Annotated in this window: 11 protein-coding genes; 1 reads left to right on the forward strand and 10 read right to left on the reverse strand. The window is 51.9% G+C overall.

All coding sequences use genetic code 11. The features are described from left to right. Positions 1-88 precede the first annotated feature (88 nt). From feoB to greB, 4 genes are all read right to left on the reverse strand, one after another. Entirely contained in the window at positions 89-2,401 is a 2,313-nt protein-coding gene (feoB, locus tag JWF83_RS04760) for a Fe(2+) transporter permease subunit FeoB (RefSeq protein ID WP_413649056.1), read from the reverse strand. A 12-nt stretch (positions 2,402-2,413) separates the two neighbouring features. Then, positions 2,414-2,638, reverse strand: coding sequence for a ferrous iron transporter A (gene feoA / locus JWF83_RS04765; RefSeq protein ID WP_413649057.1), 225 nt, complete (start codon positions 2,636-2,638; stop codon positions 2,414-2,416). Positions 2,639-2,801: 163 nt separating this feature from the next. After that, positions 2,802-5,135, reverse strand: coding sequence for a Tex family protein (locus tag JWF83_RS04770; protein WP_413649058.1), 2,334 nt, complete (start codon positions 5,133-5,135; stop codon positions 2,802-2,804). Between the two features lie 96 nt (positions 5,136-5,231). Beyond that, a complete protein-coding gene (greB, locus tag JWF83_RS04775) occupies positions 5,232-5,705 on the reverse strand; it encodes a transcription elongation factor GreB (RefSeq protein WP_413649059.1) in 474 nt (157 codons plus the stop codon). A 544-nt stretch (positions 5,706-6,249) separates the two neighbouring features. On the opposite strand from greB, the gene JWF83_RS04780 reads away from it, so the two are divergent. After that, the gene (locus tag JWF83_RS04780; RefSeq protein ID WP_413649060.1) at positions 6,250-6,603 is read left to right on the forward strand and encodes a hypothetical protein; all 354 of its coding nucleotides are present in this window, start codon (positions 6,250-6,252) and stop codon (positions 6,601-6,603) included. A gap of 117 nt (positions 6,604-6,720) precedes the next feature. Here JWF83_RS04780 and oxyR read toward each other — a convergent pair whose 3' ends face one another. The 6 genes from oxyR to JWF83_RS04810 form a co-directional block, all read right to left on the reverse strand. Then, a complete protein-coding gene (oxyR, locus tag JWF83_RS04785) occupies positions 6,721-7,632 on the reverse strand; it encodes a DNA-binding transcriptional regulator OxyR (RefSeq protein WP_413649061.1) in 912 nt (303 codons plus the stop codon). Positions 7,633-7,875: 243 nt separating this feature from the next. Beyond that, the gene (locus JWF83_RS04790) at positions 7,876-8,889 is read right to left on the reverse strand and encodes a glycosyl hydrolase family 8 (RefSeq protein ID WP_413649062.1); all 1,014 of its coding nucleotides are present in this window, start codon (positions 8,887-8,889) and stop codon (positions 7,876-7,878) included. Positions 8,890-8,965: 76 nt separating this feature from the next. Continuing rightward, entirely contained in the window at positions 8,966-9,862 is an 897-nt protein-coding gene (galU, locus tag JWF83_RS04795; RefSeq protein ID WP_413649063.1) for a UTP--glucose-1-phosphate uridylyltransferase GalU, read from the reverse strand. A gap of 100 nt (positions 9,863-9,962) precedes the next feature. Beyond that, a complete protein-coding gene (locus tag JWF83_RS04800) occupies positions 9,963-10,880 on the reverse strand; it encodes a diguanylate cyclase domain-containing protein (protein ID WP_413649064.1) in 918 nt (305 codons plus the stop codon). Positions 10,881-10,939: 59 nt separating this feature from the next. Beyond that, on the reverse strand, positions 10,940-11,395 hold the full coding sequence (bcsD, locus tag JWF83_RS04805; RefSeq protein WP_413649065.1) for a cellulose biosynthesis protein BcsD: 456 nt from the start codon (positions 11,393-11,395) through the stop codon (positions 10,940-10,942). A gap of 3 nt (positions 11,396-11,398) precedes the next feature. Beyond that, complete coding sequence (locus JWF83_RS04810) at positions 11,399-15,076, reverse strand: cellulose synthase subunit BcsC-related outer membrane protein (protein WP_413649066.1); 3,678 nt, start codon at positions 15,074-15,076, stop codon at positions 11,399-11,401. Between the last annotated feature and the right edge of the window lie 16 nt (positions 15,077-15,092).

The raw sequence follows: 15,092 nt of genomic DNA on the forward strand, positions 1-15,092 counted from the left end.
GGCCACCGCAGGGAGAATAAAAAGCACTCTTTTTCACTGTAGACCGTTGGACTAAATTCGCAACCTGACTGACGGCTGAAGCCGCTGATTAATGACAGTTTCCACTTTTCGCGCAGCCACGACAGCCGGAGGATGCGAGATTGCTGACCGCAATCCTTTCTGGCGGTAAGCGCAGATGACGCAGCAGGGCGATCACGCCGGCATTAAACAGCAATACCAGCAGTATGGCGATGCCGCTATAACGCGGATGGTCGCTAAAGCTGGCGCACTGATAAAACAGCGTCGCCAGTGAATAGGCCAGGTTTAATCCCCATAAAATGGAAAATGACATCCAGCGGCGGCTGCTTTCACGCGCAATCGCCCCCATCACTGAGACGCAAGGCACGTACAGCAGTACAAATAACAGGTAGCTGTAGGCTGCGGCATCATTGGCGAATTTACTGCTCATCACCCCCATCGCGCCGGAAGCCATTTCCCCTTCGCCTTTGCTGGCTTCGATCGGGTTTGCCAGCACACTGAGCGAGAACGTGTCTTGCAGACCCTGCCAGGTTTGGGTTACGGCGCTGGTCAGTTCATCAGTCAGGCTAAATTTCTCTGGTTCAAATGGGGTTTCGTTAATTGCCGCCGCGGTATACAGCGTATTGAGCGTACCGACCACCACCTCTTTCGCCATCGCACCGGTCACCAGGCCGACCGTTGCCTGCCAGTTATCATTATGCACGCCAATTGGCGCCAGCAACGGTGTCACACTGCGGCTGACGGCGGCCAGCGCCGAGTCATTGATATTATTTACTGGCTCACCGCTAAAAGAAAAGCTGTTCAGCGCGCCAATCACCATGCTGACCAGAATGATCACTTTACCAGCGCGCAGCACAAATCCCTGTAAGCGCTGCCAGGTTTGCAGTAACAAGGTTTTCAGATGGGGGACGTGGTATAGCGGCAATTCCATCACAAACGGGGTGGCTTCGCCGCGCATCAGGGTGTGTTTCAGCAGCAGGCCGGTAGCAATCGCCATGGTGACCCCGACCAGATAGAGGCTGAATACCACCAGTGCGCCATTCTGGCCAAAAAACGCCGCGGCGAAGACGGCAAAAATGGCCAGCCGCGCACCGCACGACATAAAGGGCGCCATCATCACCGTCATTAATCTTTCCCGTGGCGCATCAAGCGTGCGTGCGCCCATGACCGATGGCACATTGCAGCCAAAACCGACGATTAACGGTACAAAGGATTTTCCTGGCAGACCGAGCGCCTGCATCAGACGATCGACCACAAAGGCGGCACGCGCCATATAGCCGGAGTCTTCCATAAAGGAGAGAAACAGATACATCATGCCAATCTGCGGCACCAGCGGCAGAACGGTATTGATCCCGCCGCCGATGCCCTGCGCCAGAAACACCGTCAACCAGACCGGGAAATGCAGACTCCAGCCCAGCCATTGCATACCATGAATAAACAGCGCTGCCGAGCCGACATCAAACAGCGGTTGCAGTGCGCCGCCAATATTGATTGCCAGCAGAAACATCAGATACATCACCAGCAGGAAAATCGGCAGGCCGAGCCAGCGATGCAGCACCAGGCTGTCCAGGCGCTGAGAGAGTCGGTGCGGCAGTGCCTGATGACTGTTACTTACCGCCGCACACAGTTTTTCAATGGTGTGGTAGCGTGCATCGACAATCGCCAGCGTGGCATCCCGGGTGAGGGCAGACTGCAGGACGCTCAGCTGTTGCTGTGCCGCGTGACCGCCCTGGGCGAGACTGAATACATCGCCTTCCAGCATCTGCAGCGCTAACCAGTGACGCTGCTGGCCGGAGTAGTTATCTGGCAGCAGCGGTATCAGTTGCGCAGCGGCGTCGGCAATTTCGCCAGGATAATCGACGGTGAAGCGATGACTACGCAGCGGGTGATCGTCTATCGCCTGTTTTAACTGGCTGATGCCCTGACCGCGGGTTGACACCAGCGGGATCACCGGGCAACCCAGACGCCGGGCCAGCGCCGCAATATCGATGCTGATTTTCTGGCTTTCGGCCATATCCAGCATATTGAGCGCCACAATACAGGGGATGCCCAGCTCCAGTAATTGCAGCGTCAGGTAGAGGTTACGCTCAAGGTTGCTGGCATCCACCACATTGATCAGCAGATCGGCCTCGTCGCTGAGAATGTAGTGGCAGGCAATTTGCTCATCGAGCGAGCTTTGCTGCGAAACGGTGGTCAGTGAGTAGGTACCCGGCAGATCGACCAGTTGTACCCGCTGCCGGGCGGTAGTAAAGCTGCCCTCTTTGCGTTCGACGGTGACGCCCGCCCAGTTGCCGACACGCTGACGGGCGCCGGTTAACTGGTTAAATAGCGTGGTTTTACCCGCATTGGGGTTGCCAATCAGGCCAATGGTGCAGCTCTTCATTGTCTGGCTCCGTTAACCCAATGCTTCCAGTTGCAGCAGGGCGAGATCTTTTCTGCGTAACATCAGGCTGACGCGGCGCGTTTCAATCTGCAGCGGGTCGCCAAGCGGTGCAATACGTACCACGGAGAAAGTGGAACCGGGCAACATGCCCATGGAGAGGAGCTTCTGGCGGTAAGCGGCGCCGACAGCTGCGGTAAAGCCGATAATTTTATACTGTTGCCGGGCAATAAGTTGCACAGGAGCACCTCAGGATTGCCGTCACAGCGGCAGAATAGTTCATATGCTACGAGTGTAGTGAGAATGGTTATTGTTAGAGTTGACCTAAAACAATTTCGTTGTGAACAGGGGAGAAGCGGCGGGCTTAAAGGTCAGGGGCGACGCTGACGCCGCCCCTGCAGGATTAACGCTTTTTGCCCAGCGCGGCGGCCAGCGCATCGCTCATGGCGCTGTTGCCAGCCGCGGCCGGCGCGGCTTTTGGCCGGGCTTTGCCTGGCGTCGGTCGGCCGTTATCGCGTGGCGTGGTTTTAGCCGGGCCGCCCGCCCGGGCGTTGCCTTCACCCGGCTGTTCGTCAAGGCGCATGGTCAGCGCAATGCGTTTACGCTGCAGATCGACTTCCATCACCTTCACTTTGACGATATCACCGGCTTTCACCACCTTGTGCGGGTCGTCGACAAACTTATCGGACAGCGAAGAGATATGGACTAAGCCATCCTGATGCACGCCGATATCGACAAAAGCGCCAAAGTTAGTGACGTTGGTGACGGAGCCTTCCAGCACCATGCCGGACAGCAGATCGTTCATGGTGTCGATACCATCGGCGAACTGGGCGGTTTTAAACTCAGGACGCGGATCGCGACCCGGTTTTTCCAGTTCTTTCATAATGTCGCTGACCGTCGGCACACCAAAGCGCTGGTCGGTAAAATCGACAGCTTTCAGGTTGCGCAGCTCAGACGGGTTACCCATCAGCTCGTTTAGCGCCTGGCGGGTGGCGGCAAGAATGCGCTCCACCACCGGATAGGCCTCCGGGTGCACGGTAGAAGCATCCAGCGGGTTATCGCCGTGGTTAATGCGCAGGAAGCCGGCGCACTGTTCAAAGGCTTTTGGCCCCAGCCGGCTGACTTTCAGCAGTTGCTGACGGTTCTGGAAACGTCCATTTTCATCACGCCAGCTGACGATATTCTGCGCCATCATTTTGGTCAGACCCGCCACCCGCATCAACAGCGCCACGGAAGCCGTATTCAGATCGACACCTACTCCGTTTACGCAGTCTTCCACTACCGCATCCAGCTTTTTCGCTAGCTGACTCTGGCTGACATCGTGCTGATACTGGCCGACACCGATGGATTTTGGATCGATTTTCACCAGCTCGGCCAGTGGATCCTGCAGACGGCGGGCAATGGACACCGCGCCACGCAGCGACACATCGAGATCCGGGAACTCCAGCGCCGCCAGTTCAGAAGCGGAGTAGACCGAGGCGCCAGCTTCACTGACGATCACTTTCTGCGCCTGTACCTGCGGGAACTGTTTTTGCACGTCCAGGAAGAAACGCTCGGTTTCGCGTGAGGCGGTGCCGTTGCCGATAGCAACCAGCTCGACATGGTGTTTGCTACACAGACCGGCAACGGCGACCGCTGCTTTGGCTGCCTGTCCGGTGTGCGGATAAATGGTATCAGTGGCCACCAGTTTGCCGGTGGCATCGACCACCGCTACTTTTACCCCGGTACGCAGCCCCGGATCGAGACCCATGGTGGCGCGCATGCCCGCAGGCGCGGCCATCAGCAGATCGTGCAGGTTACGGGCAAAGACATTAATGGCTTCATCTTCCGCACGTTCGCGCACGCTGCCCATCAGCTCGGTCTCCAGATGCAACAGCACCTTGATACGCCAGGTCCAGCTTACTACCGCTTTGCGCCAGCTGTCTGCCGCGGCGTTATTCAGGCGCAGATTCAGGTGCTCGCTGATAATCTGTTCGCCGTGGCTTTCACGCGGCGGTTCATCAAATTGCGGATCGGCATTCAGCGCCAGCTGCAGCACGCCTTCGTTGCGGCCACGGAACATCGCCAGCGCACGATGCGAGGGCACAGTGGCAAGGGCTTCGTGGTGGTCGAAATAGTCGCGGAATTTCGCCCCCGCTTCTTCTTTGCCTGCCACCACGCGGGAAACAAGGTGGGCGTTTTTCCACAGATAGTTACGCACTTTCGCCAGCAGGCTGGCGTCTTCGGCAAAACGTTCCATCAGAATATAGCGCGCGCCATCAAGGGCGGCTTTAACGTCGGCAACGCCTTTGTCGGCCGCAACATAGTCAGCGGCCAGCTGCTCAGGGTCGTGAGAGGGATCCTGCCACAGGGTATCGGCCAGCGGCTCAAGGCCTGCTTCAATCGCGATTTGTCCGCGGGTGCGGCGCTTCAGTTTGTATGGCAGATAGAGGTCTTCGAGTTCGGCTTTGCTCAGCGTGCCGTTAATGGCCGCCGCAAGCACATCGGTGAGCTTGCCCTGTTCATCAATGGATTTCAGAATGGATTGACGTCGCTCTTCCAGTTCGCGCAGATAACCAAGGCGCGTTTCCAGTTGGCGCAGCTGGGTGTCATCCAGGCCACCCGTCACTTCTTTACGATAACGTGCAATAAACGGCACGGTATTCCCTTCATCCAGCAGGCGAACAGCGGCTTCGACTTGTTCTGGTCGGGCCTGAAGTTCACTTGCAATAATGCGGCTCAGCGAATCATTCATCATTGGTTACTTAGTGGCTTAAAAACAGCGGATAGTTATACGGATTGCAGGGCAAAATTGCCAGTCGCGCGGCGCGGATTGCGCCATAATCCGAATGCATCAGGCGATATATTCGATGGCATTCACATACCACAGCGCTTCGCCCACCGGGGTGACAACGGTAACCGCATCCCCGACTTCTTTCTTCAGCAAGGCGCGCGCCATCGGAGAGTCGATGGAGATATAATCTTTGCGGCCAAAAATCTCATCATAGCCGACAATGCGAAAGCGTTTGGTTTCGCCGTCGTCATTTTCAATCTCCACCCAGGCACCAAAAAACACCCGGCCATCCTGCTGTGGCGAGTAGTCGACAATGCGCAGCGCTTCGAGGCTTTTAGTGATGTAACGCACCCGGCGATCGATTTCACGCAGGCGTTTTTTATTGTACTGATAGTCGGCATTTTCGCTGCGGTCGCCGAGACTGGCGGCCCAGGTGACTTTTTTGGTGACTTCCGGCCGCTCTTCGCGCCACAGATAGTCCAGTTCCTGTTTCAGCTTATTGTAGCCTTCGCGGGTGACAAGTTTGGTTTTCATTGGCATCTCGTCCTGCAGCCTGAGGTATGACGGGAATATAGCCGGGATTTTGCGGCATCGTGGCCTGCGGTTCAACCTTGATAATTCTCATTACCCGTAGCCGGGAAGATTATTTATCAACGGACGTAACGAAAAACATATAGATGTTGTATATAAATCCGCTGCGCAAGTTAAATTTTTAACTGTGCCGGACTAACCAAAGATAAAATACTATATTATGGGTAAAGTCACTGTTTATTGATAATTTTACAGGATAAATTACTGTGTAACATCTTTTGTTAGTAATTTTTTCCTTTCAAAAGTCAAATTAATGTGATAAAAAACCGCGCATAGCCAATGTCTGAAAAACAGTTGCCTCCACTGCTTTTTTTTCTCCATAGTCTATAATTTATTTAGGAATTTAGATTATTTCTTTTTGGATTTTTTGGGATATATTTTTAAGTAGCTATAAACATTATGCCCTGGTGACCGATACTGCTGTGAAGGGAATCAATCTGCAATTAGTTTGCATGCAATTTCAGTATAAGCAGTGATGAGGGCTGAAATGAGTAAAAGAAGAAGCAAAAAAAAGTTGAAGGAGAGCAGTGAAAACATGACAGTATCTGTAATGAATGTGCCGCCAATAGTAGAGAAAACGGCAACAAGACTCGCCTATATAACCCATAAAGATGAAGATGAAATGATGGAGTTGCTGGCACTCCCTTATCGTTATGACTCTGAATCTTTAACGGTTGACCATTATGAGTTATTAACTGCGCTATCTCCTTTTCTGCCTGAATTACGACCTGGCATCCGCGTCGAAGAGTTTACCGTTATGCTGGCCAGCGTTTATTTTAAAATTAGTATGCTGTATGGCAAGGGCTACCTCTCTCCCCATGAGATCAGAGCACAGTTTTAGATAAAACCCTGAGCTTCCAGCGGGGTGATGTACTCTGGTGGATAACGGCGGCGTACTGAGAGGATCAACTTTGCAACCCTGACTAAGCGGTTGCATCGAGATAGGGTATTGCTCTGTTCATAGGACTGGATTGAGTGTCCCATTGTAGTCAGTGATAAAAATCGCCATCATGCGCCTGAAGGCTTCATAACTTTTGCGCATCGAGTCTCCCCGACGAAAAAGCATCACCACTTTGCGTGCCGGTACCGGATTAACGCAGCGAATATACTTTATTTGACTCTGATTCTCCCCACGGGTAGCTAACAGGGGGAATAAGGCAATGCCGCGATTACAACTGACACCCCGACGCAGGGTTTCAAGATGCATAGCGACAAACCGTTTATCCTGTTTTATATCATGCTTATAAAAATATTTTAAAATCTGATCGTGAAGACCATTATTTTTATCCAGCATCAGCATCGTAGAGTCTTTTAACTGCTCCATAGAAATCTCATCAAGCCTGGCGAAAGGATGATCAGGGTGAACACCTAAAACCAGAGGCTCTTCAAACAACGGCAGTTCGACATAATTTTCCAGATTGTATGAATCAGCCACAATGGCGCACTCAATTTCTTCTGACTTGAGCATTGAGACTAAGCGTTCAGCATCCGCCTCATAGATTTCCAGCTGCATTTTCGGAAAACTTTCGCTGAAGTACGCATGGATCTGATCGAACAAATAGGGTGCCAGCGTGGGGATAATCCCTATATTTAAGGTATCAGCGGTACTTTTCTGACCGGTATGAGCAATATTTTTTAATACACTAATCTCACGCAAAACGGTTCTTGTCTGCTCAACAAGCTGCAGTCCTATTTGAGTGAAATGTACTTTCCGTGTTGTTCTCTCAAGCAGAAGCAAACCCAGCTCATTTTCCAGCTTACGCAGTTGCGTACTTAGTGTAGGCTGACTGACATTACATGCTTCAGCCGCCCGCTGAAAATGGCGATATTCGGCCAAAGCTACCAGATATTCCAAATCACGGATATTCATTATTTTTCCTGGTTCAAGATTAACCTGCCCCGAATTAATTGTTGTGTAGTCTCTTCTTACTAAATTTTACATAATCCTTACGGCGTCCTGCTAAATAGATATGTTAAAGAAAGTAAAGAAGTATTTTTTATAGTGTTTATAACGTTATGTTTTATCTCCAAACGCTTAATGTCTGAAGCGAAAAACCAGCGACAGACAGTCGGCAAAAGGGAATCTAGCAAAAAAAAATATTATAAACAATAACTAACCGCTTCCTTGTCTTTTTTGTGCCTGCAACGCTAACAGGTGTAATACCGAAGAGTAGTAACCTTCATCCGGAATAATCGAAGATTCCGCTGGTTTAGGATCTTTCATGATTAAATCGCGTATAGCCAGCCCTCCGCCAGATAAACTATAGCCGGCAGCCTCGCCGCCGGAAATATTGATCCATGCCGGGGTATTATTGCGATCGTATCTGGCCCAAAAATGCTGGAAAGCAATTAACTGTGACGCGCCCGGATCGCTCCAGCTCAAATAGAGGGGGATGCGAATCGCATCATAGCTAAAACGGGTTGGCCAGCCCTGAGCTGGTTTCACCTCGCCAGCATTATTCACCCATAACCAGTCTGCCGGTAATTTTGCCTCGCCAAAATGCGCTTTGTCCAGGATATGTAGTGCACCTTTACGCAATGCTAACCATACCGGGTCATGACTTTGCTCATAGAAGCTCTTCCATGCGGGGAAAATAAAGTATGACGGGTTGATAATATAACCATCATCTTTGCTAAAACCATACACTCCCGGCAGCAAAATTTTGTCATCACCCAGTGGGATCACCAGGTTATGGATAATTGCCTTCTGAATATTCGTGGAGGCAGCAATATAATCCAGATTATGCCACTTTTGCCCGGCCTTTAATAATGCCCAGGCAATCAGCGTATCACCGTCACTGGCGTTGTTGGTATCGGTCACTTTCCCGGCTGACGGATCATAACGCCAGGAGAATAATCCGATATCTGGCCGAAACAGCGTCCTTGCTGTCCAAAGCCAGAGTTCGGCAAAGGTGGCCGGATCATCATTATAGACCGCCAGCAACATGCTATATCCCTGACCTTCCGAATGGCTTATGCCATTGGTCTTATCCATGATACGTCCGACAGGGCTGAGATAGTTCTGTTTAAATACACTCCAGTTATCTGCTTGTGCGGGCAATGTCATAAATAATACTGATGTAAGAAAAAGAAATATGACTGATAAGGGCGCATTTGATTTTTTCATTATATTTCCTTTCTCTATAAAGCAGACAAACAGACTTTTGTCTGGCTCAATCAGAAGGTAGGATTAGTTAAAATCGTTATTCTTCTACCAGTGCGGGAACTGCGCCGAGCCAGTGACGAAAATTTTTGCCGATAACAGCATGACGGGTGCCGTACTCCACGAAAGCTTTTACATAACCGATCTTGTCACCGCAATCATGGGATTTTCCCTTCAGGTGATAGGCTTCCACCGGATGTTGCTGTAATAACATTGCCAGGGCATCGGTAAGCTGTATCTCATCACCTGCGCCAACCGGCGTTTTTTCCAGCAATGGCCAGATATGACGTGACAGCACATAACGGCCCACCACCGCCAAATCTGATGGGGCTTCAGCAACCGGCGGTTTTTCCACTAAATTGTAGATACTGCAAAACTCACCGCTGGCCGGATGTTCGCCGCCGCAGTCGACCACGCCATAGCGTTCGACATCGGCATGAGCCACTTTCTCAATCAGTAGCTGGCTTTTCCCGGTTTCGCGAAAACGACGCAGCATCGCTGATAAGTTATCCTGACTCAGGTCACTGTAGTGATCATCAATCAGCACGTCCGGCAGAATGACAATAAAATCATCGTCACCGACCAACGGCTGTGCGCAGAGCACCGCATGACCCAGCCCTTTCGCCTGACCCTGACGGACATGCATTATTTTCATATCTGACGGACAAATCTGACGAATTTCTTCGAGGATTTGATTCTTTACTCTTTTTTCCAGCAGTGATTCCAGTTCGAAAGAGGTATCGAAATGATTTTCGATAGCATTCTTTGATGAGTGGGTCACCAGAATCACTTCGCGTATTCCGGATGCGTAACACTCCTGAATAATGTATTGGATTAAAGGTTTATCAACAATTGGCAACATCTCTTTGGGAATCGCCTTGGTGGCTGGTAACATGCGCGTTCCAAGCCCTGCCACAGGGATAATTGCTTTAAACATATCTGACCTCATGAATTATATGGTTTTATTTGTTGTGTAACATGTTCTTTGCATTTCTATGGCAGCAAACTGGCGGGCTGAGCATTTTTATCTCTTTGCCTTATCGTAATGAATTTTTATAGTAAAATGAGTTGTTTCCCCCGAGGGATTTGACCCGATAAAGCGCCATATCCGCTGCGCGCATTACCGATGAAAAGTGAGTTCCATCGCGTGGATAATGGGCATAGCCGATGCTGACTGAGGGAAATATCGTTTTCTCAATGTTGCGAATGAGTATTGGTTTGTTAACCTGATCAACAATACGCGAAAATAACGCTTCGCTCTCCGCGCCCTGCTGTTTTTCAATAAAGGTTAAGGCAAATTCATCACCGCCGAGACGACCAAAAACCGCGTCATCAGGAAGACAGGATTTTACCCGTAAGGTAAAGTCACGTAGTACTTCATCACCGGCGGCATGCCCCAGCTCATCATTGATTTTTTTAAAGCCGTCCAGGTCGAGAATTGCCACTGCCACCAGACTCTGAAGGCCTTTAGCCACATTAATGATCTTCCGGCTATGGATATAATAGCCCTGCCGGTTCAGGGTTTTGGTTAGCGCATCATTATGGGCGCGGAAATGCAACCGCTCACGGATCAACACCTGACGGGTCACATCAAAGCAGATCATACTGAAGCCGACAATTTCATCCTGTTTATCGCGCAGTGGAACCAGGGTGATATCCAGCCAGAATATATCGCCATTTTTTTTGCGCTGACGTAACTCGAGGCGCTGGTTCCCTTCAGGATTAGTGATTTTTTCATCGCGCCATTTCTGCAGCAAGACGATATCATCGTACAATCTGAAGGGTTCGCCAATCAGCTCTTCACAGGAATAACCACTGCACTGGCAATATAATGGATTTGCATAGCGGATCCCACCATGCAAATCCAGAATCAGCGACATAAAAACATTGCCTTCCACCGAGTGGATATCAGTAAGATCGAGCTTCCTGCCAGAAATCATAATTTCATTTAACATATCTGTTTCCTGTAATCTTAATATCAGAGCGGCAAGAACAATGCTTTACGTGTCAGCTGTTATTCAGCAAGGGCATAACGGAACAGTAAAACATCTTCCGTGGCATTATCTTTCCAGCGCACCGGGACATTGCCACCGCCCTGTGACTGTAACCACTGAGAGTAGGCGCCTTCCAGCATACAGGCGCTGGCTTTTCGCCAGCTTGCTTCATCGCGTGATGCCGGGGCATGTGGCCATGCGCAATGCATAATTATTAATTCGCGCTGCGCCGGCGCCATTCTGACAAATCCCCAGTTAAATAACTCAAGGACAGTATTAATGTTGTTTTCCAGGATCGACACAGTGGTGACCCGGTCGACCGGATACCACTCAGCCAGCATCCGGCCGATGCGACGTAATGTTTCACAGCCCTGTTCGGTTTCCCCGGCAGAAAACTCGTTGAAAAACAAATTCACTAAATCGTGCCAGCCTGCCTGATAAGAACGTTGTAAATAATGGTCATGGTCATTAAACATGATTTATTCCACAGATGATTTTTTGGAGTTGAAATAATACCTGAAATAAAATAACGCCTTACCTTCATTATAATTACCGAAGGTGTTATACCCTATGTTGGTACCAAGCGCCATAGAAGAATTTAAATTATATTTTGTGTTGATCCCAACAAGATAGTTAATACCATTCTTAGAGGTGGATTTATAAACGCTATCTATATTACTGTCGCTGCTGGCATATTGATCCAGTTGAGACTGCAGACTTTCATGGCCAGGGAAATAGTCACTTTGACTTTGTTTATAGGACTGATATCCCACTGAGCTACTGAGCGATACATCCCAGTCTTTCCAGTGATAAGTCAGCTCAACAGGCAGTGACAGTGCCAGATAATTCTGCGGACTAAAATATCCCCCTTGTCCCAGAGTGAAATAGCTCAGGTTTTTGTCAAAATCCATATAATGCATATTGACGCCGACTTTTAATTCGCTATTTTTCGTTTGATACGGACGAATATAACTGCCGGCAACCGTATCCACCCCATGGTTGGTCGGAACGTTTTCACCAATATAGGTATCAAACCCGAGGCGCGCATACAGGCCAACCAGATCATTATCCCAGGCATATTGCGCTGATACGCCGTTGCGGGTGATCGCCCCCCAGCGTTCTCCGGTGGCCGCGTCCTTTGCCCCGACATAAGAAAGCAGACTATCGGTCACCGCGCGTCTTTCTGCCTGCAGGGTCAGGGTGCTGTTTTGTGTCAGCTGCGGTTGCCATTTGATGCCGCCAACGACCCGGGTGAACTCGCCACCGGTCGGTGTACTGCCAATATCCAGTTTATAGCTATCGCCGCTCAGGCTCAGACCACTTTCCACACCATTAACCTGTTGCCCGCCTAAGCTGTCGGCGTTAATGCTGGAGAGGTCAGTACTGGTTGATGCGGCGCGTCGTTCCGCGCGGGTGATTGCGCCACTGCCGAAACGGCTGGCGGATTCCGCCGACATATCGCCAGCATTCAGCGTGACCGGAGTGACGGTCACGTTTAGCCGTCCAGCGTCGCCCGCCGCGGTGGAGAGGGTCAGCGGGGTTTTGATCTGCGACAGTGAGCTCAGCCCGCTTTCGCCGGAGTGCTGATCAACGGCAAAACTCGCCTGTGCGGTGGTTGCCGTTTTCTCCTGCAAATCGGCCAGCAGGCGATCGACATCAGTGCGGGTGCTTTGCTGTACCTGCTGTGCAGAAGAGGGAACGGAGAGGACCCGGCTTAATGCATCGTCGGTAGTGATCGCCGTCAGCGGGTTGCTATTTTGCTGTAAACGCCACTGCGCCGAGCGTAACAGCGCCATGGCTTGCGTATTGTTGCCGTTGGCGGCGGCGACGCGGGCGGACAGCAGGAAGTAATCCGCATCCTGGCTTGGGTCCAGCAGCCGGAAGCTTTGCTGTGCGGCTTCGGCATCATGGTTAGCCAGCGCCAGGTTGACCGCCCCATACAGCGCTTCGCGATTGCGCGGATCGCGACGTAAAATATAGTGATAAATCTCGCCAGCTTTATCCGCCATATCATCAGCCTGATAAATACGTGCGGTCGCCAGTAGCAAAGCGGTATCGGTCGGCGTGGCTTTTAGCGCCGGCATAATGATTTGCCATGCTCCGGCGATATCTCCCTGCTGACGTAATAAATCTGCGCGACTGATCAGATATCCGCTCTGTACCTGCCTGATCTGCTGCTCGCTGGAGGTATTCAGCAGCGCCGGTGCGTTGATGACGCTCTCCGCTTCGGCAAACCGGCCCGCCTGATTCAACACCTGGATTTGGGTGGCGTAATCCGCGACCGAACCGTGCAATCCCTGCGCCTGATTGCGGGAAATCTGGCTCAGAGCGGAATTACTGTCGCCGGCTTTCATCAGCAGTTCGGCCAGCCGTCCGACATCGCGCGGATCATCAGGTGGCGTGGCGGAGAGAATATGCAGTGAGTTCAGCGCTGCCACCTCATTGCCGCGATTAAGATAATTTTCCGCGACATCCATTTGCCGGTTCACTTTCGCCCGTGCTTCCAGCGTAAGCAGCTCTTCATTGCGCGCCTGCGCTGGCGCCTGCGCCACCACCGCCATGACTTTCGGCCAGTTCTTATCGCTGTCGGCATACAGCGCGGCGGCATGCCAGGCTTCAGGCTGCGGGCGGGACTGGCTAAGTAGCGCATTGATCAGATCATCCGCGCGCTGTTTTTCTCCGCCGGCGCGCAGTGCACGGGCGTAGTCATAACGGAGCCAGACACTGTCCGGATATTTCGCTACGCCATCCTGTAGTAACTGCATGGCGCGGACACTATTTCCGCCCTGCAACGCAGCCGCTGCGGCTTTGCGTACCGGCTCACTGTTATCAACCACGTTGGCATAACGGCTACGAAGCGCGGCGGGAAGGGTGGCAAGCAGCGCATCGGCTTCAGCCTGTTTCTTTTGCTGCCTTAACACCCACAGCAGCCCGCTTTTGATCTCCACGCTGGCCGGGCGTTCGCGCAACAGCTGACGATACAGTGTTTCCGCCTGTGCACTTTGCCCCTGACGACGATAGATATCGCCCTGAAGTAATCCGGCCGCGAGGCGTTGATCCGCAGTACTGGCCTGCACGCTATCCAGCGCCTGTAGCGCCTGATCGTACTGGTTATGCTGGCTCAGCGTCCGCGCCTGATTCAGGCGGGCATAAAAATGCGCATTATCCGCATCCTGCAACCAGCGCTGTCGCTGTTCATCGCTACCGCCCTGTGCCGCATGACGCAGCTGTTGCTCGGCCTGGTCAAAATTGTTTTTACGCAGCGCAATATAGCCGAGGCCAGCGAGGGCATTGCTGTCATCGGGATGGGTTTTCAGCACGGTATTAAATTTGTCGACCGCCTGCGTGAGTTCACCGTTGTTCAGCGCGTTAAAGCCGGTACGCACCATGTCGCCATCCACCTGCTGGCGAAAATGCGCCACCAGGCTGTTGTCTTCCGGATGACGGCTGAGATAGCTGCTGTAGAGCGGTAAATCCTCTTTTTTCGGTTCCAGCCACAACAGCGCCTGTTGTAAGGCTTTGTCGGAGGCGGCACCGGCCGGCAGTGTTTCCAGCAGTGCAATCCCTTCGCGCCTTGTCTCACCTTTGTAGGTCAGCACCGTCGCCAGTGCCTGTTTGGTAGTGCTATCGCCCGGCTGTTCGAGCGCACGCTGGCGTAATCCCTGCGCCGCTTCAGACCATGAAGCGTCATCCCCGGCCAGCGTCTGGTAATATTCCAGCGCCAGATCTGCCGGTGGTTTTTGGCCGGAAAATAACGCTTTATAAGCGACAATCGCTTCTTTTGTGCGCCCGCTACGCGCCAGCTCACGCGCCGCACTTAGCTGCGGCGGTGAAATATTTTGCATATGCTCAGTGCTGTTCAGCGCATTGAGCAGCGGATCCTGTGGCGACAGCGCGCGGATTTTGTCGCTCCAGATATCGGCCTGCTGCTTGTTGCCCTGCTGTAACTGATACAGCGCCATCAGGTACATGGCATTAATATTGTTCTGGTCTGCCGCCAGTACTTTTTGCAATGCATCTATCGCCAGCTCGTCATGCGCTTTGCTGTGCCAGTAGCCAGCCTGCGCCAGCAGGGTGGTGACCGCCGCCTCGTTGTCTTTGGCCACTGCATTGTGGGCCGCGCCCAGCAGACAAAGCAGATATAAGGAGCGTCTCATTGGCTTATGGTTGGCT

Source organism: Pantoea sp. B65 (assembly GCF_047308185.1).
Classification (GTDB): domain Bacteria; phylum Pseudomonadota; class Gammaproteobacteria; order Enterobacterales; family Enterobacteriaceae; genus Erwinia.